Source organism: Ruegeria sp. HKCCA6837 (assembly GCF_013034475.1).
Classification (GTDB): domain Bacteria; phylum Pseudomonadota; class Alphaproteobacteria; order Rhodobacterales; family Rhodobacteraceae; genus Ruegeria.
Genome location: NZ_WQGD01000002.1, coordinates 19581 through 44237, shown reverse-complemented (window position 1 = coordinate 44237; position 24657 = coordinate 19581). Strand labels below are relative to the sequence as shown.

General features: G+C 54.1%; 18 protein-coding genes and 1 tRNA gene. 11 read left to right on the top strand and 8 right to left on the bottom strand.

Annotated elements, in window-relative coordinates; genetic code table 11:
- Nucleotides 1-7: 7 nt before the first annotated feature.
- A complete protein-coding gene (locus GOV91_RS04500; RefSeq protein ID WP_171234601.1) occupies nt 8-1501 on the top strand; it encodes a heme biosynthesis protein HemY in 1494 nt (497 codons plus the stop codon).
- A 308-nt stretch (nt 1502-1809) separates the two neighbouring features.
- Here the strand turns inward: GOV91_RS04500 and GOV91_RS04495 are convergent, their stop codons facing one another.
- The 4 genes from GOV91_RS04495 to GOV91_RS04480 form a co-directional block, all read right to left on the bottom strand.
- Nucleotides 1810-2025, bottom strand: a complete 216-nt coding sequence (locus tag GOV91_RS04495; RefSeq protein ID WP_217352012.1) for a type I restriction enzyme endonuclease domain-containing protein — start codon at nt 2023-2025, stop codon at nt 1810-1812.
- Between the two features lie 382 nt (nt 2026-2407).
- On the bottom strand, nt 2408-3199 hold the full coding sequence (locus GOV91_RS04490) for a class I SAM-dependent methyltransferase (RefSeq protein WP_171208531.1): 792 nt from the start codon (nt 3197-3199) through the stop codon (nt 2408-2410).
- Nucleotides 3200-3826: 627 nt separating this feature from the next.
- Nucleotides 3827-6388, bottom strand: a complete 2562-nt coding sequence (locus tag GOV91_RS04485) for an ATP-binding protein (protein ID WP_171234600.1) — start codon at nt 6386-6388, stop codon at nt 3827-3829.
- Nucleotides 6389-6434: 46 nt separating this feature from the next.
- Complete coding sequence (locus GOV91_RS04480) at nt 6435-6914, bottom strand: oxidoreductase (RefSeq protein WP_170388914.1); 480 nt, start codon at nt 6912-6914, stop codon at nt 6435-6437.
- A 136-nt stretch (nt 6915-7050) separates the two neighbouring features.
- Here GOV91_RS04480 and GOV91_RS04475 point away from each other — a divergent pair, with 136 nt between their 5' ends.
- Nucleotides 7051-7665, top strand: coding sequence for a response regulator transcription factor (locus GOV91_RS04475; protein WP_170388913.1), 615 nt, complete (start codon nt 7051-7053; stop codon nt 7663-7665).
- Nucleotides 7666-8337: 672 nt separating this feature from the next.
- Nucleotides 8338-8991, top strand: a complete 654-nt coding sequence (locus GOV91_RS04470) for a hypothetical protein (protein ID WP_174836524.1) — start codon at nt 8338-8340, stop codon at nt 8989-8991.
- A 494-nt stretch (nt 8992-9485) separates the two neighbouring features.
- Here GOV91_RS04470 and GOV91_RS04465 read toward each other — a convergent pair.
- Nucleotides 9486-9572: transfer RNA gene (locus tag GOV91_RS04465), tRNA-Leu, on the bottom strand.
- 201 nt (nt 9573-9773) lie between these two features.
- Here GOV91_RS04465 and GOV91_RS04460 point away from each other — a divergent pair.
- Nucleotides 9774-10757 carry a complex I NDUFA9 subunit family protein gene (locus GOV91_RS04460; RefSeq protein WP_171234599.1) on the top strand — a complete coding sequence of 328 codons (984 nt, stop codon included), beginning with the start codon at nt 9774-9776 and terminating at the stop codon, nt 10755-10757.
- Here GOV91_RS04460 and GOV91_RS04455 read toward each other — a convergent pair whose 3' ends face one another.
- Complete coding sequence (locus tag GOV91_RS04455; RefSeq protein WP_171234598.1) at nt 10758-11561, bottom strand: undecaprenyl-diphosphate phosphatase; 804 nt, start codon at nt 11559-11561, stop codon at nt 10758-10760.
- Nucleotides 11562-11791: 230 nt separating this feature from the next.
- On the opposite strand from GOV91_RS04455, the gene GOV91_RS04450 reads away from it, so the two are divergent.
- The 7 genes from GOV91_RS04450 (at nt 11792) to GOV91_RS04420 (ending at nt 23614) form a co-directional block, all read left to right on the top strand.
- Nucleotides 11792-13225 (top strand): NAD(P)-dependent oxidoreductase, encoded by a 1434-nt coding sequence (locus GOV91_RS04450; protein ID WP_171234597.1) that lies wholly within the window; start codon nt 11792-11794, stop codon nt 13223-13225.
- A 57-nt stretch (nt 13226-13282) separates the two neighbouring features.
- The gene (gene gltB / locus GOV91_RS04445) at nt 13283-17815 is read left to right on the top strand and encodes a glutamate synthase large subunit (protein WP_171234596.1); all 4533 of its coding nucleotides are present in this window, start codon (nt 13283-13285) and stop codon (nt 17813-17815) included.
- A 200-nt stretch (nt 17816-18015) separates the two neighbouring features.
- A complete protein-coding gene (locus tag GOV91_RS04440; RefSeq protein ID WP_171234595.1) occupies nt 18016-18930 on the top strand; it encodes a Hint domain-containing protein in 915 nt (304 codons plus the stop codon).
- Nucleotides 18931-18969: 39 nt separating this feature from the next.
- The gene (mtgA, locus tag GOV91_RS04435; RefSeq protein WP_171234594.1) at nt 18970-19704 is read left to right on the top strand and encodes a monofunctional biosynthetic peptidoglycan transglycosylase; all 735 of its coding nucleotides are present in this window, start codon (nt 18970-18972) and stop codon (nt 19702-19704) included.
- Between the two features lie 58 nt (nt 19705-19762).
- Nucleotides 19763-20428, top strand: coding sequence for a glutathione S-transferase family protein (locus GOV91_RS04430; protein ID WP_171234593.1), 666 nt, complete (start codon nt 19763-19765; stop codon nt 20426-20428).
- 72 nt (nt 20429-20500) lie between these two features.
- Nucleotides 20501-21538, top strand: coding sequence for a tRNA epoxyqueuosine(34) reductase QueG (gene queG, locus GOV91_RS04425; protein ID WP_171234592.1), 1038 nt, complete (start codon nt 20501-20503; stop codon nt 21536-21538).
- A 72-nt stretch (nt 21539-21610) separates the two neighbouring features.
- A complete protein-coding gene (locus GOV91_RS04420; protein WP_171234591.1) occupies nt 21611-23614 on the top strand; it encodes a hydantoinase/oxoprolinase family protein in 2004 nt (667 codons plus the stop codon).
- A 38-nt stretch (nt 23615-23652) separates the two neighbouring features.
- Here the strand turns inward: GOV91_RS04420 and msrA are convergent, their stop codons facing one another.
- Both msrA and msrB read right to left on the bottom strand, forming a co-directional pair.
- A complete protein-coding gene (gene msrA / locus GOV91_RS04415; protein WP_171234590.1) occupies nt 23653-24165 on the bottom strand; it encodes a peptide-methionine (S)-S-oxide reductase MsrA in 513 nt (170 codons plus the stop codon).
- On the bottom strand, nt 24165-24611 hold the full coding sequence (gene msrB, locus GOV91_RS04410) for a peptide-methionine (R)-S-oxide reductase MsrB (RefSeq protein ID WP_171234589.1): 447 nt from the start codon (nt 24609-24611) through the stop codon (nt 24165-24167). The genes msrA and msrB overlap by 1 nt, the downstream gene beginning before the upstream one ends.
- Nucleotides 24612-24657: the final 46 nt, after the last annotated feature.

Genomic DNA, 24657 nt, shown 5'->3' with positions numbered 1-24657 from the left:
ACCTGCCATGCTGTGGTCACTGTTTAAGATCCTTGTCTTTGTTGCGATTATCGGCCTGCTGGCGCTTGGCGGTCACTTCCTGATGCAAACCAGTGGCGGGGTGCAGATCACCGTCGCGGGTACGGAATTTACACTGGGGCCGCTGCAATCCGTGATTGCGCTGGGCGTGCTGGTGTTTGCGGTCTGGTTGTTCTTCAAACTGCTTAGCCTTTTGGTGGCGACGCTGAAGTTCCTGAATGGCGATGAAACGGCCCTGTCGCGGTATTTCGACCGTAGCCGTGAACAGCGCGGGTATCAGGCTCTGGCAGATGGATTGATGGCTTTGGCTTCGGGGGAAGGGCGTGCGGCCATGACCAAGGCTAACAAGGCCGAGAAGCTGCTCAACAAGCCGGAACTGACCAATCTATTGGTGGCGCAGGCGGCCGAGATGACGGGCGACACCAAGAAAGCGGCCGACACCTACAAGAAACTCGTGACCAATAACGCGACTCGATTTGTCGGCGTGCGCGGGATCATGAAGCAGAAGCTGGCCGAAGGTGATGACGAAACCGCTCGCAAGCTGGCCGAAAAGGCGTTGGCAATCAAACCGCGCCATGAAGAAACGCAAGATGTTCTGCTGAACCTTCAAACCAAGGCGCAGGACTGGGCCGGCGCGCGCTCGACTTTGTCGTCCAAACTGAAGGCTGGTTACCTGCCGCGCGATGTGTTCAAGCGCCGTGATGCGGTTTTGGCTTTGTCTGAAGCCAAGGACATTCTGGACGAAGACGCCAGCCTGGAACAGCAGGAACATGCAATCGAAGCCAATCGACTGTCGCCAGATCTGGTGCCTGCGGCGGCGATGGCCGCACGTGCGTATATTGCCAAAGGTAAAGCCCGCCCCGCGACCAAGATCCTGAAAAAAGCATGGGAGGCGCAGCCGCATCCTGACCTGGCCCACGCTTTCGCCGAGATTGCACCGGATGAGACGCCCGCGCAAAGGATCAAGCGCTTTACCGCACTTACGCGTATTCACCCCGAAAATATGGAGACCCGTCTGATTCTGGCCGAGTTAAACATCGTGGCCGAAGACTTCCCCGAAGCCCGCCGCGCGCTGGGGGATGTGGTTGAAAAACAAGGCGATGCGCGGGCGTACACTCTGATGGCGGCGATCGAACGGGGCGAGGGCGCTTCGGACGCTGTTGTACAAGGTTGGTTGGCCAAGGCGCTCAACGCGCCGCGTGGTCCGCAGTGGGTCTGTGACAACTGCCACGACATCCAACCAGAATGGGCCCCGGTGTGCCAGAATTGCGGCAGCTTCGATACGCTCAGCTGGCAAACGCCGCAAACCCCCGAGATCGCCAGCGCAACCGGTGTTCACATGCTGCCACTCATTGTCGGTGCGCTTGAGGACAAATCGGACGAACCTGAAGAGGTGGAACCATTGGACGAAACCGACACAGTTGATGTGACGGCAGAGCCTGCTGAGTCTGCGGACGAGGCAGGAGTGCAGAAACAAGCCTGAGGGCATCAATGACCATTGGTGTGGCGGCGTCACATCCGCTTGTTTGTTGTCGTCAGGCGCGGGCTGGTTGTTTTTTAAGCTTCCGGCTTACCGCGACTGGGATTGCCAATGAAATGGTGACCAGGCGCACTGCAAGCGAATAAGGTGGTCAGCCTGGAAGATTGGCGAAGCCTTTCGGAATGGGAACGCGACGGCCCAAATGGCAGGGTGTGGAACGGTCTGGCTCGGCAGTGGGAAACCATAACGTGAGCGCCAAAAACAACGAGGTGGTAAAGCTAGGTTACTTTCACGGATTCGAAACTACATCTCTACGTCCATCGTAACAGCGTTTCCGCCTGACTTAGGACCGTGTTGATCGCAACTGGAGCAAGATCAGGTGGATATCCGTATTTTTTTAAGATGCGTCGAACCAGCACCCGCAACTTGGCCCGAGCGCTTTCTTTGAGGTGCCAGTCGACGGTGACGTTCTTTTGAAGCTGTTCAACCAGCACATAAGCGATCTTTCGCAGCTCTTCGTTACCCAACCTTTACAAACCTTAACATGTCAGATGTCCTTGAAGGCACTTTAGTGTGACCGCAAGACAAACCGATTCAGTGGGTCATATGCGACCCATACTTGAATAGTGCACCCGGACATCGTGGGCCTTTACGAATGACATGGATGATGCCGTTAGGAACGGGTAGCGGTCATTGTTCGTGGTCATTCCTAGAAATTTTGCCTGAAGGTCTGAATTGAACGGCAGCGGACGTTCGCTGAAATCTGCTGAACGGCAGAATTGCGGACAAAGCGTACTTTCGCCACAGCTGCGCCAACGTCTGCTTTCAGCGCCAGACGCAGCAAGTTTGCGATTGGATATCAACCTAACTGGGTTGTGGCTTCACACAGGAATGAGCGACGCGGGGATGCTATTTTCGTCCTGTTACGACATTCACCGCGTCAGGATAGACAAGTCTATCTCCTACAACATATGCGTCGAGCTTTTCCGCGACCTCCTGGATCAAGGCATTTTGCGCCTCTTCTCCGAGTGCGAGAAACGCGCCTGCAATTGGCATAGACGCCAGATGCATGGGCACAAATTCGGGCGCAAGCGGAACATCGATCATCAGTTCTTGCCGGTGAACGGCCACATCCGAAAACCCTTGATCCGCGACCTGCTGTTTTAATTTTTCCGCTGTTGGCGTCTGCCGTTGAGCCCTTTGCTTTTCTGCAATCTCGGGGGAGATGTGGTGGGCAACAGCAGAGCATAGGGCTTCAGTGTAAGCGCTATGCCCATCCCAGATTGAGAAGGCCAGGCGCCCACCTGGAACCAGAAGCCGCAAGAACTCACTTAGAGCTTTGGGCTTTTCCGGAAAGTAATGGTAGCCATGCTGCGAAAGAATGACATCGTAAGACCCTGAAGGCAGTCCGCTCCCGCATACATCGCTCTCAATCCATCGAATATCGAGATCAACAGCTAATTCTTGTGCCTTGGTGAGCATTGGCGCGTTGATGTCCAAACCATCGACCTGGCCGCTAGTTCCAACCTTTGACTTCGCCAGTCGGGTCGTCACACCTGTTCCGCAAGCAACATCTAAGACACGTTCCGAAGAACCTAGTGAAGCCTGTTCAACAAGCGCTTCAGCCCACCGGCCAAACCAAAGGGGCACCATGACTTCTTCGTAAATTTTGGGTCCGTTACCTGCCAATTGAAATGTCATGAAAAAACCTTTGTCGCTTTTTTTGTCGACGACAGCGTATGCGCGTCCCGTTTCTCAGGTCAAACCGCCTTTAATTGTGTAGTGTTCAGGCTTGTCGCTTAATCCGGACATTCATGCGCCGTGCAGCATCCGTCAAAATGGGCTCAGTTCGGACGTTCGCCCGAATGTCGCGAGCGACCGCAATGCGGACAAAGCTGCCGTTTCTTCAGAGCGGCGTATGAAGGTGATCTGAACTACCCTTTTACGACAAAAGTTACATGACTTACTTCGATGCCACGCTCGTGTGTGAGGTTTTTTACATTTCGAAGCGAAGAGAGAACCACACATTCAGCTTCACAGCCGGACGAATGATCACGGGTCTTGTTTTTCAAGTACTTGGATGTCTACCTTGTTTTGTTGATTGGAAGCTACGACAGCTTCTTGCCCGCCTCGACCCAAGTTTTTTCGACAAGACCAACAAAAACACCCGCCGAACAACGTCGGCGGGCTAAGAACGATAGTTTGTTCCGGTGAGTGAGTACCGTTCTTTTGTTTTTGATCTCCGCATTATTTGCTGCCGATAAATTTTATCAACCTACCAATTAGAATAGCTCGGCAAGACAGAACTCGCCAAAAGTAGACAAAAAACTAGCTAATGTACGGGCGCGAACCGTCAGTTTTCTTAAAGAATTCTAGTTTTTCCATTCTCCGGCGAGTCTCTTCGGTCTCTTGCTTTAAGCGGCTTAAAGCGATTTCTAGTGAGTTTGTATCTGCCACGACAGCTTGCTTACGGGTGTGCTCAACAACTTTCGTCAACGAGCGAAAACCGAACAAAGCGGCTGCACCGCTGAGTTTATGTAGGTGGGATGCTAGTTCCCCTCTCTCATTCAAATCAGAAAGCATCTCGTGTTCCACACAGAAATTGAACATCTCTTCGAAGAATTCCCGCAGAGCATTCTCCATTTGCGCTTGACCTAGTGTGTCGCCAAGTTCTTGCAGTATTTTTGTATCAATTAAAGATGCATCTCCCCTCACAGGGCCCGAATCCAACGGTTCTCCCAGCAATACCTTTTGGAGATCCCGGAGGCGAATTGGTTTGGTTGAATAACCGTCCATGCCAGATTTCAGAGCATTTTCGAGATATTCCCCTTCATCGTAAGCAGAAAGCCCGTGAATCCGACTGGTTTTGTTCGGGCCACCCGACATTCTGATCCTCTCAGTCAGTTTACACCCATCAGTGTCAGGTAAACCAATGTCCATAAGAATGACATCATGCTTTGTGCTTATTGCCAATTCCCATCCTTCGTCCCCTGAGAGCGCACTTTGAACGTTGTGACCCAAGCTTGATAGCATTTCACAAAGAACCGAGTTGTTGACGGCGTTATCTTCAACGACGAGAACAGAAAGTTTCTGCACACTCGGGGCGGATCTTACTGAGTTTAAGCGATCGACCTTAGGTCCATTTCGCAGAGAGTCGGACGCTTTTTTCATGGGTATAGTTAGGGTAAAATGACTTCCGCGTCCCAACTGGGAGCAAACAGTAATGTCTCCCCCCATCATCCTCGCAATTTTTCTTGAAATTGGTAGTCCAAGACCATCTCCCCTAGGCAGTCGACCTTTGTCTAGTGTAAGCGTCACATAGTCTTCGAAAACTTTTTCAAATTGGTTTTCTGGTATCCCGTCTCCCGTGTCTGAGACAGTCAAAATTAAGTTAGTGATCTGCTGCGAGATGTTGCCGTGCAACTGGACATTGACACTTCCAACGGAAGTAAACTTGATAGCATTTCCAACCAGGTTCGTGACGATTTGGCCGACACGCACTTCGTCAGCAATGAAGTAGCCGTACAAGTCAGGATCAAGGTCGGTTTTCAGTTTCAATCCTTTTGCCATCGCCAATGGTTCAAGAATTGCAATGACTTGCGATATTTTATTGTGTGGGTTGAACTTAGCAGGTGACAGAACCAGAGAACCAGACTCTATTCGCGCAATATCAAGGGCTTCGTTTACTTGCTTCAGCAGAATTTCTCCAGACGCGATGGCCACCTCCAAGAAGTGGCTTTGTTTCTCCGTAAGGTCTGTGGTCTTGAGGAGGTCCAAAACTCCTAGAATGCCAGTGATAGGAGTTCGCATTTCATGGCTCATTATCTCCAAGAACCGCGATTTTGCCCTATCAGTTCGCTCTGCTTTCTCCTTGGCCTCCAATAGCGCTCGCTCATTGCGCTTTCTTTCACTTATGTCCCTCAGGTAAACGGCAACCAAGGGGCTACCGGCCTTTGAAGCCCTTATGACATTGACTTCAGCCGGGAATTCCTCCCCGTTTCGCCTAGTTCCCAAAATCTCAACTCGCTTATTTTCAGAAAACCCAGAAAGAAGATTGGGAAGTTCGATATTATCGGCCTCATTACCTTCTTGGGAAGGTACAGCAGGCAGAATCGTGCCTTCAATTTTCCTACCTAAAACTTCCTTCTTCTTCGAGCCAAAAACATGTTCAGCAGCTTGATTAAATTCTACAATTTCTCCCTTCTCATTTCCAATCACTATAGCATCAAGCGAAGCTGAAACTGTCGACTCTAACCGGGCTGTCGTTTCGCGAAGTGCGAGGTCGCGCTTCCTTGATATCCGCAGCATTCTGTACAAAAACAGAAGCACAGCAGCCAATAAAATGACGACTGAAGTTGCGATCACACCGGCATTTCTAAGAGTTGATGAAAACTCTTGTCGGCGAGCTTCAGTTCTTTCGGCACCGATAGACACTCCCAGCAACGACAATTCTCTTGCCACTGGCTTGTAAAGTGTCGTCAAGTCGAAAAGTTCATCAACAACAGCGGGTAGGCTGTCGCTTTGAGTAAGTTTGGTAGCTTCTTCGGCGAATTGATGGAGTTGTTGCAACAGCTCCGTAGCACGGTTATCGCTCTCGATTATTTCTCGAGCGACTCCCTCACTAACGAGGTCTATTCGGCTCAAGGCGATTTGGGTCTGTATGTCGATCCTTGCACTGTCGGGGCTGAGACTTGAAGATTCCTCAAGCAAAACAGAACGCAAATTAGCAAACTCAGTGTCCAGCTGCAAAATTGTCCACTGGGCATTTTCGTTACCAGCAGTGGACAAAGCGCGCTGTTCAAGCCAAAGATTCCGCCCCAAGGCAACCACGAGCGCAACAAGAAATATCACGGATGCCGGAATAAGAATCCTGGCCAGTTTATCTTGCATCACAACTCCCCGAGACTCTGCCTTTTAGATTAGAGTCGCTTACAACTCATTCGAGAAGAACAATTCGTTGCAACTGCCAGATTGAGCGAGCGAAAGTCGACTCTGTCTGATAGTCAGGACTGTCGTCAAACGGAAACATTATCCAGTAAGGTCCTTTTTCACGAACCGATATTGTGGCGCCGTCAATACGGGTCGCGATTATCGGCACTTCCGCCTCCAACTCTGCAACGGGCATTTCTATTGAATAGTCGTTTAAAGCGAATAGTTTAAGCAGACTACCTTCGGCGTTGAGGTACCCAAGCAGTCCGGAAACCGGCACGCCGCTGAATTGTCGGACTCCTTCAGTCCAAATTGTAGAAGTAGAAAAGGAAACCTGTTCCAACGAATCCAAGTCCTCCAATGAGAGTTCTATTTGCTCTCCCCCAACAAGTACTACCGTCAATTGGATTGAATTTTGTGCGTTAGCTGATGAAAAACACATCGCGACAAGTGCTAAAACGATGCTCAGAACACTTTTTGATATCATAGAGTTGGCCTCCCCAAATGCATGGTGTTACAGTGATGTTATCATTTAATTGGGCAGCGAACACACTGTGAGGAAAGCCGAGCCAATCGCCGCTTGGTGGAAAATAGCTCTTTTTTCGGAGGCAACCTAGTTGTCGATGCATACCATTTTACTAGCCGATGATCACCAACTGGTTCGCGACACCTTGGCCGCCTATCTGACTGAAAAAGCTGGGTTTGAAGTAAAGGTAGCTTCAAGCGCTGAAGAAGCATACGTATCGCTTTCAGCTTTCAGAAACATCGATCTCGCCATTATTGACTATCAGATGCCAGGAATGGACGGGTTAGAGGGTCTAGTGAGACTCAGATCGCGGTTTCCAAACCAAAAAACAGTGATAATTTCCGGAGTGGCCTCTCCTGAAGTTGCGGATAAAGCCATTGAACTTGGGGCGCTGGCCTATTTTCCAAAGTCTATGCCTGTGGATTTGATGCTAGCTAGTATCAACGAACTGATTGCGAATAATCCTGTTGATCACTCAAGTGACAATTCTCTGGAACAATCTGAAGATAGACTGAAAATCTATGGCTTAACAGCTCGGGAGAGGCAGATCCTCCAGATGCTGGCATCAGGTCAATCCAACAAATCGATAGCGCAAGATTTAAGTTTAAAAGAAGTGACCGTGAAGTTTCATATAACGAATATTCTCGGAAAACTGCGGGTGAGTAATAGAACGCAAGCCGCTTTGCTAGCAAATTCGAACTCTCCGCTGTAGTTAGGACCTTTTGAACACTCGCCCGATCTATGTGAAGTATCCGTTTTGCTCAGTTAACGTTGCTTTTGTGGACCCACCCCTATCCTAGACTTTAGTCTCGGCCGCGAATTCTAGAACGGTCAGGAGTAAACTCTGCGTTATGCTCGAGCGCAGCAAAAAAATTCAGTGAACTTGGAAAGCGGCAGCATTTACCGAACTTATTTTAGCGGAAGACAAAAGAATCATTCAAACAATCGGATCAAGAAGCTGGTTCAAACGCTTTTCGTCAAGCATCGTTAAAAAAATTTGTCGCTCCGCCCGCAAATGGGAGGAGCGACCAGAATCGATAAAATGAAACAACCACTCACTGATTGCTACTTTAGTATAGGAAATCTGTATGCTGGAATCGAGAAAAAACATCGGCGTGACGTGATTAAGTTAAACTCGTAGCTGTTCAGCCTTTCGTCAAATTCTTTTCAGCGACAGTTTTGATGCAACGCAAACCTTATAAGCAAAGAGCCTTTGAGCTATCAGAAATTGCTCGCTCTGGGCTCGAAGCGGTCATTCACTGGAGAGAGTGTGGACGTCCGCTTTGACTGCGTTATACATCTACCGGCATAAGAACATAGAAAGAACATCTCTTTCTTTGCGGAAGCTTCTCACTTATGATTTCGATAAAATCAGGAGAAGCAAATGGGCGGTATTGGAAGTGGTCGGCACTGGCATTGGGGAGCAAAGAACACGACTTCCGATTATCGCAGCATCGATGTCCGGCGCTGGGCGCGTGAGGGCTTTCTGATGCCTGGACGGCGCTTTTCTTGGCAATGGTCTATCGAAGGCAAAAAAGTCGCCAACATCGACGTACTGGCCGAGCATGGGTGTGTGCGACTCATCTATCGCAGCCGGGACCACGGCGACGAATGGGAAAGCCACGACTATCCAGTGCGCCTTCTTGCGCAGCCATGTCACTACGGCGGAAATCGACAGTGGTTCGCCTGCCCAGCACGCGGGTGTGGTAGGCGCGTCGCTAAACTTTATGGCGGACGAATCTTTGCATGCCGACTATGCCATCAACTCGCCTACCCGTCCCAGCGAGAAGCCGCTTTTCAAAGGAACCAAAGGCGTGCAGATAAAATACGTGAACGCCTGGGTTGTTTGGACGATCCGGATCTTATGGAAGAAACGAAGCCGAAGGGGATGCACTGGCGCACGTATTATCGCCTTGCTGCGGAGTTGGAGCATTGGGAGGAAACGTCCAACAGGTCGCTAATACAATACTTGGACAGGCTGGCAACTAACTTCGAGGTTACGGGAATTCAGAACCCATCGCTAAATGACTGCAATTAGTTGAATGGCAGCTCCTGCAAAACCTGCCACCGCAGCGGCACTTGCCAGAACAATACAAAAAAACTCTAGCCCGCTGAGCTTCATTTTCCTAAACCCTCAAAACGCGATTTTTGTCTTAGAGTATTTGCGATGGGCCGCAAATAGGCGGGTTTTTGCACGGCTAAATCTTGCCATTTAAGCGGCGCGTATTCGCTCAGGGAAATACCCGTACTTAGATTGACGATTGATGTGAAGGCGACTTTTACTGCGCGATATGAACCGCATGGTGCGAAACGAACTGGCTATAGCTTTAGGCTACGGGGAAACCCCAATTTCCCGCTCCCCCGCGTTTGTCCATTTCAACATTTATTAACACCAACAGTTACTAACCTTCGGAATCCCTCAGTATCCTCGGAAAACGCAGACACGGTGTTATTAAGGGTGGATATCGGGGTGGATAAAAAGGGGAGAAAAACCGATAATATAAGTTAAATCAAATACTTATTTCTGAGATATGGTGCCCAGGAGAGGACTCGAACCTCCACGTCCATACGGACACTAGCACCTGAAGCTAGCGCGTCTACCAATTCCGCCACCTGGGCAGGTGTCGTGAGGGGGCGTTTAAGCCCAGTGGCAGAGGGCGTCAACCAGATTCGCGGAGATTTTTGAAAGTTTTTTGAATTTGGGCTTTGCCCCCCGATTTGTGCCTTTGAATTTCACCATCCTCGCGGCGAATTAGCGCCTTGTTTGGAAGGGCTGCGGGCGTTAGGTCTAGGGCGCAATTTCTCAGCAGGAGCCCTCTCATGTCGAAACTTGTGACGATTTATGGCGGATCTGGATTTGTCGGCCGCTACATCGCGCGGCGCATGGCGAGTGAGGGATGGCGCGTTCGTGTGGCGGTGCGCCGCCCGAACGAGGCGATGTTCGTGAAACCTTATGGTGTCGTCGGTCAGGTTGAGCCGGTGTTGTGCAATATCCGCGATGACGCGTCGGTTGCCCAGGCCATGCACAGTGCGGATGTCGTGGTAAACTGCGTCGGCGTCCTGAACGAGCTGGGCAAAAACGACTTTGGCGCCGTGCAGGCCGAAGGGGCGGAGCGGATCGCGCGTTTGGCGGCAGAGCAGGGGATTGAGCGGATGGTTCATGTCTCGGCCATTGGTGCCGATGCAAATTCTGCCAGCGAATATTCTCAGACCAAGGCGCAGGGTGAGGCCGGTGTGCTGAAGCATATGCCAGATGCCGTGATCCTGCGGCCTTCTGTTATTTTTGGTACCGAAGATCAGTTCTTTAACCGCTTTGCCGGAATGACACGCATGGGGCCGTTCCTGCCGTTGGTTGGTGCCGAAACCAAATTTCAGCCGGTTTATGTGGATGATGTGGCCCAGGCCGCAGTTAAGGGCGTTCTGGGACAGGCTGAGCCTGGCGTGTACGAGTTGGGCGGACCCGAGGTGAAGACATTCCGCGCTTTGATGCAGCAAATGCTGGATGTGATTCACCGTCGCCGCGTCATCATTGGTATGCCTTTTTTTGCAGCACGGATCATGGCGGGTGTTCTGGACATCATTAAGTTTGTCAGCTTCCAGTTGTTCCCGAACAATATTCTGTCCCGAGATCAGTTGAAGAATCTGCGGAATGACAATGTGGTTGCCGATGAGGCTAAGTCTTTTGCCGATCTTGGGATCACACCGACCACCTTGGAATCGGTGCTGCCCGAGTACCTGTGGAAGTTCCGTCCGTCGGGCCAGTATGACGACATTCAGAACTCGGCCAAAAACCTGCGTATCTGATCAGCTATAGGCCATGATCAGCAGGATAGCGCCAAGAATGACTCGGTAGATGACGTAGGGCGTGAAACTGACGCTGCGCAGCAAACGCATCATCAGGCTGAGCGCCAGAAGGGCCGCGATAAACGCAAAGACAGCGGCAATGGCGCCGTCACGTGCCAGTTGCGCGTCAGCGTCGCGCATCACGTCCACAGCCAACAAAGCGCCAGACGCCAGAATCGTCGGGATTGACATCAGCATGGCTATCTTCGCCCCGTCCTCGCGGGTATAGCCCAATTTGCGCGCCCCGGTGATTGTGATCCCCGAGCGCGACGTGCCGGGAATCAGTGCAAGAACTTGCCACAGCCCCATGATGAACGCATCACGGACGCCCCACGCACTGCTCTCTTTGGTTTCCGGACTGCTCTGATCGACCCAATACAGAACCAGGCCAAAACCAAGCATAGCCCAGCCGATTACGGCGATCGAGCGCATGGCATCGCTTAACCCGGTCAGATGTAGAATCAGACCTGCAATCACCGTTGGAATCGTCGCTAGGATGAGGCCCAGTGCCAGTCGCGTCTGTGGCGTATCTGCCCGGCCAAGCAAGGCCCCAGGCAACCCCGCAAGGGCTTGTTTTACATCCGACCAGAAATACAGAACAACCGCGCCCAGCGTTCCAACATGCACTGCAACATCAATGGCTTGACCTTGATCCTGAAGACCAGTGAGGTTTGGAAGCAGGATCAGATGACCTGATGATGATATGGGCAAAAACTCAGTGATTCCCTGAACAATTGCTACGAGAATCAGGTGAAAAAGACTCATCTGCCCTGCCAATTTGCGGTCACGTAATGCTTGCGAATTATGGGTATAAGGGTGGTGGGGAAAAGGAAAGCGCACATATAGGTCCGATACGGAGCTAAAAATAGTGAACTTTTCAAGAATATTAGCGCCACACAGTAAACTTTCTTTATTTAGGTCAGTATGATTGACTTTTAATCCCCTGCGGTATCTCTTAGAGAAACCGGACCAAGCCAATTCATGGAGTCTGACCCGTGGCCAAGCAACCGATGCTGAAATTTGTGCAGATCGACCGAGTCATGCCGGAAAAGCGTGCTGCAAGTGACCGCAAGGAAGACTTTGACGAAATCTATGCCGAATACGCCGCCGAAAAAGCTGCCGAACAGGCCAGCCGCTGCAGCCAATGTGGTGTGCCGTATTGCCAGTCACATTGCCCATTGCACAACAATATTCCGGATTGGCTGCATCTGACCGCCACTGGCCGACTGGAAGAAGCCTATGAGACAAGTCAGGCGACCAATACTTTCCCCGAAATCTGCGGGCGAATCTGCCCACAGGATCGCTTGTGTGAAGGCAACTGCGTCATCGAGCAATCGGGTCACGGCACAGTTACCATCGGCACCATTGAGAAATACATCACGGACACCGCCTGGGATAACGGCTGGGTGAAACCGGCCACCCCATCTGCGGAGCGCAGCGAGAGTGTGGGCATTATCGGCGGTGGCCCCGGTGGATTGGCTGCAGCGGATATGCTGCGCCGCGCAGGTATTCAGGTGACAGTATATGATCGCTACGACCGTGCGGGTGGCCTGTTGATGTATGGCATTCCGGGCTTCAAGCTTGAAAAGGACATCGTGCAAAGGCGCAATGACCTTTTGGCCGATGGCGGTGTCCGGTTCGAACTGAACTGTGATGTTGACGCCACCAAGTTTGAAGAAATTCGTGCCCGGCATGACGCAGTGATTATTGCCACCGGCGTTTATAAATCCCGCGACCTGTCCATGCCGGGAAGCGGGCTGGGTGGAATTGAAAAGGCGATCGACTTCCTGACCGCCTCGAACCGCAAAAGTTTTGGTGATGCCGTCGAAGATTTTGACAATGGCCGCCTGAATGCCGAAGGAAAAAAGGTCGTTGTAATTGGCGGCGGCGACACCGCCATGGATTGCGTGCGTACTTCGATCCGTCAGGGAGCGACCTCGGTCAAATGTCTTTATCGTCGCGACCGAGCCAATATGCCAGGCTCGCAGCGTGAAACGCAAAACGCCGAGGAAGAAGGCGTTGTTTTTGAATGGCTGAGCGCGCCCAAAGGCTTCACCGGTGACGATAAGGTCACGGGCGTGATGGTTCAAAAGATGCGTCTGGGGCAGCCTGATGCGTCGGGTCGCCAGGCCCCCGAAGTCATCGAAGGTGCGGATTACGTGGAGGAGGCCGATCTGGTGATCAAGGCGCTGGGCTTTGAACCCGAAGACCTGCCCACCCTGTTCGGCCAGCCGGACCTGCCTGTGACACGCTGGGGCACCGTAAAGGCCGCGTTCCAGACCGGAGAAACTGAAATGGACGGTGTTTACGCCATTGGTGACATCGTGCGTGGTGCTTCACTAGTGGTCTGGGCGATCCGCGACGGCCGCGACTGCGCCGACGCGATCATCGACCGGTTCAATGCCAAAGCGGCCATCGCAGCCGAGTAAGCCCAAGGATTAAGAGGGTTCGTCGCCAAACGTTCCCTTGAAAGAAGGAAATAGCCAATGACCAAATATGATGCCGATTGGGTGCGGGCCGAGGAAGCCAAGCGCAAGTGGATGGCGGAAAACGGTCTCTATTCCGAGGAAGAAGAGCATTCTTCCTGCGGTGTGGGTCTTGTAGTATCCGTCGACGGCAAACCGTCGCGCAAGGTGGTAGACGCAGGGATCGATGCGCTTAAGGCGATTTGGCATCGCGGTGCAGTTGATGCCGACGGTAAAACCGGTGACGGTGCGGGTATTCACGTGCAGATCCCGGTTCCATTTTTCTATGACCAGATTCGCCGCACCGGCCACGAACCCAAGTTGGATGAGCTGATCGCAGTAGGTCAGGTTTTTCTGCCCCGCACCGATTTTGGCGCGCAGGAACAGTGCCGGACCATTGTGGAAACCGAAGTGCTGCGCTTGGGCTATTACATCTACGGCTGGCGTCACGTACCGGTTGATGTGACGTGCCTGGGTGAAAAAGCCAATGCGACCCGGCCCGAGATCGAACAGATTCTGATCTCGAATTCCAAGGGCGTGGATGAAGAGACCTTTGAGCGTGAGTTGTACGTAATCCGCCGCCGCATCGAAAAGGCTGCAGCGGCTGCTGGGATTTCCGGGCTCTATCTTGCCTCTCTGTCCTGTCGTTCGATCATCTACAAAGGTATGATGTTGGCCGAGCAGGTAGCGGTTTTCTATCCCGACCTCATGGATGAGCGTTTTGAATCAGCTTTTGCGATTTACCACCAACGCTATTCGACCAACACTTTCCCGCAATGGTGGCTTGCGCAACCGTTCCGCATGTTGGCGCATAACGGTGAGATCAACACCCTGAAGGGCAATATCAACTGGATGAAAAGCCACGAGATCCGGATGACTTCGGACAGCTTTGGCGATTATGCGGAAGACATCAAACCGATCATCGCGGGGGGATCATCAGATTCGGCCGCATTAGACTCGGTTTTCGAGGTTTTGGTGCGCGCAGGCCGTTCCGCACCCATGGCGAAGACCATGCTGGTGCCGGAAAGCTGGTCTAAACAGGCGGTTGAGTTGCCGCAGGCGTGGCGCGACATGTATTCCTACTGCAACTCAGTGATGGAGCCATGGGACGGCCCCGCCGCGCTGGCGATGACCGATGGTCGCTGGGTCTGTGCCGGTTTGGACCGGAACGGACTGCGCCCGATGCGGTATGTCGTGACAGGTGACGGGCTTGTTATCGCGGGCTCTGAGGCCGGTATGGTTCCGATTGACGAGGCTAGCGTAACCGAAAAGGGGGCTCTTGGCCCGGGTCAGATGCTGGCCGTGGATATGAAAAAGGGCAAGCTGTACCGCGATACGCAGATCAAGGACAAGCTGGCCGCTGCGTTGCCATTCGGTGAGTGGGTCGGCAAGATCAACGATCTTGACGGCACGCTGGCGGGTGTCAGCGAAGCCCCGATCTTTTCCGGCGAAGAGCTGCGCAAGCGTCAGATCGCGGCAGGGTATTCGGTTGAGGAGTTGGAGCAAATCCTCGCTCCGATGGCAGAAGACGGTAAAGAGGCGCTTGCGTCGATGGGTGACGATACCCCTTCGGCGGTATTGTCGAAACAGTACCGGCCACTTAGCCATTTCTTCCGTCAGAACTTTAGCCAGGTGACCAACCCACCGATCGACAGTTTGCGTGAATACCGGGTGATGTCGCTGAAAACGCGCTTTGCCAACCTAAAGAACGTGTTGGACGAGGACAGCAGCCAGACCGAAATCATCGTCCTGGAAAGCCCCTTCGTCGGCAATGCGCAATGGGACAATTTGGTCGAGAATTTTGATGCACCGTTGGTCGAGGTTGATTGTAGCTTTGAACCGGGTCGCGGCGCGCTGAGCGCAGGTTTGGCCCGTGTTAGAGCCGAATCTGAAGAGGCGGTACGCTCGGGCGCTGGGCATATCGTGTTGTCCGACATGAACACAGGCGAGGGTCGGGTTGCGATGCCAATGATCCTGGCGACCAGCGCGATACATTCTCATCTGACCCGGCAAGGGTTGCGGACATTCTGCTCGTTGAACGTGCGTTCTGCCGAATGTATCGATCCTCATTACTTTGCCGTTCTGATCGGTTGCGGGGCGACGGTTGTGAATGCATATTTGGCCGAAGATTCTCTGGCTGACCGCATTGACCGCGGCCTGCTGGACGGAACTTTGACCGAGAATGTTGCGCGGTATCGCGAAGCCATCGACCAGGGCCTTCTGAAGATCATGGCCAAGATGGGCATTTCAGTGATCTCATCCTATCGTGGCGGGCTGAATTTTGAGGCCGTGGGCCTTAGCCGCGCTATGGTTGCCGAGTATTTCCCGGGCATGACCAGCCGGATCTCGGGTATTGGCGTGACCGGTATCCAGACCAAGCTTGAGGAAATCCACGCAAAGGCCTGGGACAGTGGTCTGGACGTGCTGCCTATCGGGGGATTCTACAAGGCGCGGAAATCGGGTGAGACCCATGCGTGGGAAGCCACATCGATGCACATGATGCAAATGGCATGTAATCGCGCTTCCTATGAGCTGTGGAAGCAGTATTCCGCCAAGATGCAATCGAATCCGCCGATCCATCTGCGTGATCTGATGGACTTCAAACCCAAGGGCAAAGCGATTCCGATCGAAGAGGTCGAATCGATCACCTCGATCCGCAAGCGGTTTGTCACCCCGGGCATGTCGCTGGGCGCGCTTTCGCCAGAGGCACATAAGACGCTGAACGTGGCGATGAACCGGATCGGTGCTAAGTCTGATTCAGGCGAAGGTGGTGAAGATCCGGCGCATTTTGTGCCAGAGCCCAATGGCGATAATCCATCGGCCAAGATCAAACAGGTTGCCTCGGGTCGGTTCGGTGTCACCGCTGAATACCTGAACCAGTGTGAAGAACTTGAAATCAAGGTTGCCCAGGGTGCGAAACCCGGTGAGGGTGGTCAGTTGCCGGGCATGAAGGTTACGGACCTGATCGCGCGTTTGCGGCACTCAACCAAGGGCGTGACGCTGATCTCTCCGCCGCCGCACCACGATATCTACTCGATCGAGGATCTGGCGCAGTTGATCTACGATCTCAAGCAGATCAACCCGCGTTGCAAGGTGACGGTCAAGCTTGTTGCATCTTCGGGCGTGGGCACGATTGCGGCCGGTGTAGCCAAGGCGAAAGCAGATATTATCCTTATTTCGGGTCACAATGGTGGCACTGGTGCGTCTCCGGCGACCTCAATCAAATATGCCGGTCTTCCTTGGGAGATGGGCCTGACCGAAGCGCATCAGGTGCTGGCGATGAACAACCTGCGCGACCGCGTAACTTTGCGGACCGATGGTGGCCTGCGCACTGGACGTGACATCGTTATGGCCGCGATGATGGGGGCCGAGGAATACGGCATTGGTACTGCCGCCCTGATCGCGATGGGCTGCATCATGGTGCGTCAGTGTCAGTCGAACACCTGCCCGGTCGGCGTGTGTACGCAGGACGAAAGCCTGCGCGCCAAGTTCACCGGCAATGCAGACAAGGTGGTGAACCTGATCACCTTCTACGCGCAAGAAGTGCGCGAGTTGCTGGCCAGCCTCGGCGCGCGTTCGATGGATGAGATCATTGGCCGGGCGGATCTGCTGGCGCAGGTCAGCCGTGGGTCTGCGCATTTGGACGATCTGGACCTGAACCCGCTGCTGATCACCGTCGATGGTGCACAAGACATCGTTTATAACCGGGACAAGGACCGTAACGCAGTTCCGGATACACTTGACGCCGAAATCGTGCGTGATGCTGCACGGTTCCTGAAAGATGGCGAAAAAATGCAGCTGTCTTACGCCATTCAGAACACGCATCGGACGGTAGGTACGCGTGTGTCCAGTCACATTGTGCAGAATTTCGGGATGCGGAACACGTTCCAGGATGACCATCTGCATGTGAAACTACAGGGCTCGGCCGGTCAGTCTTTGGGTGCGTTTGCCGCGCCGGGACTGAAGCTCGAGGTTTCGGGCGATGCCAACGACTATGTGGGTAAAGGTCTGTCTGGTGGCACGATTGTTGTGCGCCCGCCGCAGGTCAGCCCTTTGAAGGCGGATGACAACACGATTATCGGCAACACGGTCCTTTACGGGGCCACCGACGGTCATCTGTTCGCCGCTGGTCGTGCAGGTGAACGGTTTGCTGTGCGGAACTCAGGTGCCAAGGTGGTCATCGAGGGCTGCGGCTCGAACGGATGTGAGTACATGACCGGCGGTGTTGCAGTGATCTTGGGCGATATCGGAGCCAACTTTGGCGCTGGTATGACAGGCGGCATGGCTTATCTGTATGATCCCGAAGGCAGGGCCCAAGCGCTGATGAACATGGAGACGCTTGTCACCTGTCCGGTTTCTGTCGCACATTGGGAAGAGCAGTTGAAGGCTCTTATTACGCGGCACGCTGAAGAGTCCGATAGCCGGAAAGCCGTTGATATTCTGCAACATTGGGACATGGAAAAAGGCAACTTTTTGCAGGTGTGCCCCAAGGAAATGCTGAACAAACTGAGCCATCCGCTGAGTATCGAAGCCACCGCAGTTCCTGCTGAATGAAGCCTGATGTAACAATCTAAGGCTGAACAGTATTAAAAGTCGGGCCTCGCGTGTCATTTGCACCACGCGAGGCCCGGTTTGTTTACGCTGTCTTAGTAGGTTTCTTGCCTAATCACAGGAATTTCGCCAGTCTTTGTAGAATTTGAACGAAAACCACGGATGATTTTGGAAATCCTGTGGCGCAAATCGGGGGCAGAAGTATGCCAACAACGTATCGCGACCAGTTCTATACCTTCGATCCGGCGAACCCGCCGCCGGTGGGAACAGCTGTTGCGGTCGTCAGTCTTGATTTCACGGATGTGGATGATGACAACGAAATCGATGCGCCTAGCGGTGATACCGTCAATGGCCAGGACGTTTCAAACTCCTGGCCAGGGGACACGGTGACGATCAACGTGACGGGCGTCGGCAATGTAACGTATGTCGGAACCACGTTTTATCTTGCCGATGGCTCTCGGGTTTTTACGCCGACGGACGGTCAGGTGCTACAACCCGGCACGTTGGTTTCGACCACATTTGTCACCACGCAAGGGCCATTGGATGTCGGTACCCTGGGTCCGCCCTGTTTTACACCTGGCACGATGATCGCAACCCCCGAAGGAGACCGCGCAGTGGAAGATCTGAAAGCCGGTGATCTGGTCACAACGCTGGATCATGGCCCACAACCATTGATCTGGGTGGGGCGTACGGTGGTCGAGGCCAAGGGTAAATTAGCTCCGATCCGCTTTGAGACAGGCGTTTTTGATCTTGATCGTCCACTTCTTGTCTCGCCGCAGCATAGAATGCTGATCGAAGATTGGCGTGCATCCTACTTTTTTGGACATGCTGAGGCGCTGGTTGCAGCCCATGTTCTGGTCAATGGCGATACCGTCACACGTGTCGAAGGTGGTGAAGTGGAATATATCCACCTGTTGTTCAGGCAGCATCAGATTATCATCGCCAATGGGGCAAAGAGCGAAAGTTATTATCCGGGTCATGCCTTATCAGCGTCAGACCGGGAAACCCAAAGCGAAGTGTTGCATTTGTTTCCCGAACTGGCCGGGACGGATCCGATGTTTCTGGAAACTGCGCGGCCGGTGGTTCACCCGCGCGAGGCGCGCGCATTCGCGATTTAGGTCGTTTCAAACCCAGGCGGTGCGTCGTATAGCTGAGACATGGCGAAGAAAGCAGCCCGCAAATCAAGCGGTAAGAATAAGAAGGCATCCAGCAAGAAAACACCAGTGGCGCAACAACTTCGCCGTTGGGTGATGCGAGTCGCATTGGCGGCTGTCGCGTTGGTTGTCGCGTTGGTCTTGCTGTATTCGGTTGTGAACCCTCCTGTAACCCACACGATCTGGTCGGAATGGCGGCGGTTGGGCAAGGTTGAACGCGAATGGGTCTCGATTGAAGAAATCTCTCCTATCATGGCGCGATCCGTCGTTGCGGCCGAGGATGCAAATTTTTGCCTGCACTGGGGATTCGATGTCGAGGCCATTCGTAACGCGATTGAGGGCGGCGGCAATCGCGGTGCGTCGACCATCACACAACAGGTGGTGAAGAACGTATTCCTGTGGCAGGGGCGCAGTTGGGTCAGGAAAGCGATGGAAACCTCGATCACCCCGGTGGTCGAAGTTTTCTGGAGCAAGCAACGCATTCTGGAAGTTTATCTGAACGTCGCAGAAACCGGGAACGGAGTGTTTGGCGTTGAAGCAGCGGCACAGCGTTATTTCAACAGAAGTGCAGCGCAGTTGAGCTCGGTTCAGGCGGCCCGGATTGCTGCCATCCTGCCATCTCCGCGCAATCGTTCGGTCACAGATCCAAGCGTGCGCACGCGTCGGCGTGCGGCTGCGATTCTGGATGGGGCGGCCACCATCCGCGCAGATGGTCGCGCAGATTGTTTCGAGGATTGAAACCCGCCTCCCTCAAGGGCTAAATCAGTCAGGAATTCACTGGTTCGATTGGAAGCCCATGGCGCGTCTGTTTCATGTTCCCCTATCTCCGTATTGCCGCAAGGTCCGATTGTCTTTGGCAGAGAAGAAGATCGAAGTTGAATTGGTCGAGGAGCGATACTGGGAACAGGATCCGGATTTTCTGCGCCGCAACCCGGCAGGTAAAGTACCAGTGCTGCGTCTGGATGGGCAAATCATGTCTGAAAGCGCAGCAATCTGCGAATACATCGAAGAAACCCGCCCCGAACCGCCGTTGATGCCGAAAAACCCCGAAGCCCGGCTTGAGGTCCGGCGCCTAGTGGGCTGGTTCGATGACAAGTTCCATCACGAAGTGACGTCCAAGCTGCTGTACGAGCGGGTGAACAAGAAAGTGACCTGTCAGGGATACCCGGACAGCAAGAATGTCAAACAGGGTGCCAAGGCGATCAAGTATCATCTGGACTACATGGCATGGCTACTGGATCACCGCCGTTGGCTGGCCGGAGATCAGATGACATTGGCTGATTTCGCGGCGGCGGCGCATTTGTCGGCGCTGGACTATATCTCGGATGTGGATTGGAACCGCAGCCAGGTGGTCAAGGATTGGTACGCGAAGATCAAGTCGCGCCCGGCGTTTCGGTCTATTCTGGCGGATCAGGTGCCAGGGTTTCGACCGCCGCCTCATTACGCCGATCTGGATTTCTGATAGGGTTCAGCAGGGGGCTGTCTGCCCCCATCGCGCCGGAGGCGCGATTCCCCCGAAGGTATTTTTGGCCAGATGAAGAGCGGATCAGATCTGAAGAAAAAGCTGGTACAACAGGCCCAGGCAGAGGGGTTTGTGGCGTGTCGAGTATGCCGCCCATGGGATGTTCCGCAGGTGCCAGAGCGCCTTGGGGCATTTTTGGATGCCGGGTATCACGGACAGATGGGGTGGATGGCCGAGCGGGTGCATTGGCGCGGTGATCCTGGTGCTTTGTGGCCCGAGGCACGGTCGGTGATCATGTTGGCCGAAAGTTACACGCCAGAACATGACCCGACGGAGGTTCTGAATTATCCAGACCGGGGCGCGATTTCGGTTTATGCGCAAAACAAGGATTACCATGATCTGGTAAAGAAACGGCTGAAGCGATTGGCGCGGTGGCTGATTTCTGAAGCCGGAGGTGAGGTGAAGGTGTTTGTCGACACCGCACCCGTCCCGGAAAAGGCATTGGGGCATGCGGCTGGACTAGGGTGGCAGGGAAAACATACCAACTTAGTGAGTCGGGAATGGGGTAATTGGGCCTTTATAGGCTCTGTCTTTGCAACAATTGAACTACCGACGGACGAGCCGGAGGTAGATCACTGCGGTTCATGTCGCGCTTGCTTGGACAGCTGCCCGACCGACGCATTTCCAACCCCGTATCAGTTAGATGCGCGGCGGTGCATTTCATATCTGACCATTGAACATAGAGGTCCGGTGGAGATCGAGTTGCGTAGCAAGTTGGGTAATCGAATCTATGGATGCGATGATTGTCTGGCGGCTTGCCCATGGAACAAGTTTGCTGTTGCCGCGAGCGACATACGTTATGCCGCCCGGGACGATCTGAAAGCGCCTGTACTGAGCGAATTGGCCGCGTTGGATGATGCGGGTTTTCGCACGAAATTTTCCGGATCACCTATCAAGCGCATCGGGCGAGATCGGTTCGTGCGAAATGTGCTTTATGCGATTGGAAACTCGGGACAGCCGTGTTTGAGAGCTGTCGCTCGGGCGCTCACAGAAGATCCGGATCCAGCCGTGGCTGATGCGGCGCGCTGGGCGGTGGAACAGTTGTCATAAATGCCGTAAACAGGCTGGACGCGTCGCGCATAACCGCTACACCCATCCGCAGCAAACAGTAAGGAGGATCCGATGACGCTGTCATTGGGGGTAGATACAGGCGGCACCTATACCGACGCGGTGTTGATCCGGGACGAGAAAGAGGTGATTGCTTCGGCCAAGTCCCTGACCACGCGCGCGGATCTGGCGATTGGCGTGGGCAATGCGATTTCGTGTGTTTTGGAAGAGGCGCAGGTTGCGCCGGATCAGATCGCGATGGCGTCTTTGTCGACAACACTGGCCACAAACGCTCTGGTCGAGGGGCAGGGTGGACGTGTGGCCCTGATCTATATCGGGTTCAAGCACAGCGATCTGCAAAAACATGGCTTGAAGGACGCACTAAAGGACGATCCGGCCCTTGTGATTGCGGGTGGGCACACACATTCGGGCGGCGAGGCCGCGCCGCTTGATGTCGCCGCCTTGGAGGCGTTTTTAGACACTCATAAAGGGGTTTCGGGCTTTGCCATTGCATCTCAGTTTGCGACCCGCAACCCGGCGCATGAGCTGGAAGCAGCGCGGGTTGTGTTGCAAAAGACCGGTGCGCCGGTGACATGCTCGCACCACCTGTCTGCCAAGCTGAACGGCCCTAAGCGCGCTGTGACGGCGGTTCTGAATGCACGATTGATCGGCATGATCGACCGTCTGATCGGGCGCGCGCAAGATCAGTTGCGCGCATTGGGGATCACGGCCCCGATGATGGTGGTGCGTGGCGATGGCGCATTGATGAGCGCCGAACAGGCGCGGGAACGCCCGATTGAAACGATTCTCAGCGGCCCAGCGGCCTCGATCGTCGGGGCGCGCTGGCTGACCGGGACGGAAAATGCGCTGGTGTCCGACATTGGTGGCACCACAACGGATGTGGCGTTGATCCGGGATGGAAAGCCCGCGATTGATCCTGCCGGTGCGCAAGTGGGTGGGTTTCGAACCATGGTCGAGGCTGTGGCGATGCGTACCCATGGTCTGGGCGGCGACAGCCAGGTGCACGTAGTGACCGAAGGATTGCAGAGCGGTGTGTTTCTGGGGCCACGGCGTGTTCTACCTGTGTCTTTGATCGCAGCAGAGGCGCCAGATGTTGTGCATGGCATTCTGGATACACAGTTGCGAGCCACAACGGTCGGAGAACATGACACTCGATTTGTGCGACGCGTGCCGGGGGTCCATGCTGACGGCGTGGGCGTACGGGAAGAGATTTTGTTGGAGCGTCTGGGCGATCAGGTCCTCCCCCTTGGCGCGTTGCTGCGGTCACGGATGGAGAATGGCGCACTGAACCGCTTGGTCGACCGCGGGATCGTTCAGGTCTCGGGTGTGACACCCTCGGATGCCAGTCACGTACTTGGGCGCGTCAATGCCTGGGACGCCGAAGCAGCGCGCAAGGCCTTGGAGCTGGTGGCCCGCAAACGGGTCGGATCTGGGGACATGCTGGCAAATTCGCCAGAGGCGTTGGCGCAGATGATCGTGGATCAATTGACGGAACAGACCAGTTTGACCTTGTTAGAGGCTGCTTTTGACGAAGAGCAGGATGGTTTCGGCTTGTCACCACAAGAGTTGGCGCGACATGTGTTGACGCAGCGTGGGTTGGCGCAACATCGTGGGTTGCTGTCGTTGAATGCCGCGTTGAATGTGGATGTGGTGGGTCTTGGTGCGTCAGCCCCCAGCTATTACCCGGCTGTGGGCGAGCGGTTGCATTGTCGCATGATCTTGCCCGAGCACGCAGGTGTAGCGAATGCGATCGGTGCTGTTGTTGGCCGGCTGACCATGCGGCGGTCAGGTACGGTCACGTCACCGACCGAAGGGCGGTATCGTGTGCATCTGGAGGATGGGCCACAGGATTTCGCGGTGTCCGAAGAAGCTCTGGATTTGTTGGAACGTGTTCTCAAGTCAGAGGCTGAGGGCGCTGTAAGAGAAGCTGGTGCGGAAGATATCCGGGTGATTGTGGATCGCGATATCAAAACGGCGCGGGTCGAGGCCAAGGATGTGTTTGTCGAAGCCATGATTACGGTTGAGGCAAGCGGGCGACCAAGGGTGGCGACAGGCTAGCCCCCTGAAAGGTTCAGAGAGGCCGGGCAGGTGGTGCTTTATTCTGCGGCGCTGGCGCGTTTGGGCAAGACCCAGTCCGGGCGCGGGAAGTGGCAGGTATAGCCGTTCGGAATGCGCTCCAGATAATCCTGGTGCTCTGGCTCGGCCTCCCAGAAATCTCCGACAGGTTCGACTTCGGTCACGACCTTGCCGGGCCACAAGCCACTGGCGTTCACGTCAGCGATGGTATCGAACGCGACTTGTTTTTGCGCGTCGTCCAAATAGTAGATCGCCGAGCGATAGCTCATGCCGCGATCGTTGCCCTGACGGTTAATCGTGGTCGGGTCGTGGATTTGGAAAAAGAACTCCAGCAGGTCGCGATAGCTGATCTGCGACGGGTCAAACCAGATCTCGATCCCTTCGGCGTGGGTACCGTGGTTGCGATAGGTCGCGTTGGGCACATCGCCGCCGGTGTAACCGACGCGGGTGCGTGAAACGCCCGGCAATTTGCGGATCAGGTCCTGCATGCCCCAAAAGCATCCCCCGGCCAGTACAGCGCGTTGTTCAGTCATCAGATGTCCTCCACATGAATCAGATATTCGCCATATCCTTCGGCTTCCATGTCATCGCGATGGACGAACCGAAGAGAGGCGGAATTGATGCAATAACGTAGCCCGCCGTGTTCTCGCGGACCATCGGGGAAGACATGCCCCAGATGGCTGTCGCCGTGTTTCGAGCGGACCTCGGTCCGGATCATACCATGGGTCGTGTCGCGAAACTCTTCCACATGTTCATGGATGATCGGCTTGGTAAAGCTGGGCCAGCCACATCCGGATTCGTATTTGTGGGTAGAGGCAAAAAGAGGCTCACCCGATACGATGTCCACATAGATACCCGGTTCCTTGTTCTTCAGGTATTTTCCAGTGCCCGGACGTTCGGTGCCGCTGCGTTGAGTGACGTGAAACTCTTCGGGCGAAAGCGCAGCGATGGCCGTGGGGTCTTTGGTATAGCGAGTCATGGATCCTCCGGCAGAATTTTTTATTGCGCCATTATCTGGGGGCTGC

Coding starts and splice junctions, on each gene's coding strand:
- GOV91_RS04490 (WP_171208531.1), bottom strand. CDS start 3,199: ATGACATTTCAATTGGCAGGTAACGGACCCAAAATTTACGAAGAAGTC.
- GOV91_RS04470 (WP_174836524.1), top strand. CDS start 8,338: ATGGGCGGTATTGGAAGTGGTCGGCACTGGCATTGGGGAGCAAAGAAC.
- GOV91_RS04475 (WP_170388913.1), top strand. CDS start 7,051: ATGCATACCATTTTACTAGCCGATGATCACCAACTGGTTCGCGACACC.
- msrB (WP_171234589.1), bottom strand. CDS start 24,611: ATGACTCGCTATACCAAAGACCCCACGGCCATCGCTGCGCTTTCGCCC.
- GOV91_RS04500 (WP_171234601.1), top strand. CDS start 8: ATGCTGTGGTCACTGTTTAAGATCCTTGTCTTTGTTGCGATTATCGGC.
- GOV91_RS04430 (WP_171234593.1), top strand. CDS start 19,763: ATGGCGCGTCTGTTTCATGTTCCCCTATCTCCGTATTGCCGCAAGGTC.
- GOV91_RS04485 (WP_171234600.1), bottom strand. CDS start 6,388: ATGCAAGATAAACTGGCCAGGATTCTTATTCCGGCATCCGTGATATTT.
- GOV91_RS04460 (WP_171234599.1), top strand. CDS start 9,774: ATGTCGAAACTTGTGACGATTTATGGCGGATCTGGATTTGTCGGCCGC.
- GOV91_RS04440 (WP_171234595.1), top strand. CDS start 18,016: ATGCCAACAACGTATCGCGACCAGTTCTATACCTTCGATCCGGCGAAC.
- mtgA (WP_171234594.1), top strand. CDS start 18,970: ATGGCGAAGAAAGCAGCCCGCAAATCAAGCGGTAAGAATAAGAAGGCA.
- GOV91_RS04480 (WP_170388914.1), bottom strand. CDS start 6,914: ATGATATCAAAAAGTGTTCTGAGCATCGTTTTAGCACTTGTCGCGATG.
- GOV91_RS04420 (WP_171234591.1), top strand. CDS start 21,611: ATGACGCTGTCATTGGGGGTAGATACAGGCGGCACCTATACCGACGCG.
- msrA (WP_171234590.1), bottom strand. CDS start 24,165: ATGACTGAACAACGCGCTGTACTGGCCGGGGGATGCTTTTGGGGCATG.
- queG (WP_171234592.1), top strand. CDS start 20,501: ATGAAGAGCGGATCAGATCTGAAGAAAAAGCTGGTACAACAGGCCCAG.
- GOV91_RS04455 (WP_171234598.1), bottom strand. CDS start 11,561: ATGAGTCTTTTTCACCTGATTCTCGTAGCAATTGTTCAGGGAATCACT.
- gltB (WP_171234596.1), top strand. CDS start 13,283: ATGACCAAATATGATGCCGATTGGGTGCGGGCCGAGGAAGCCAAGCGC.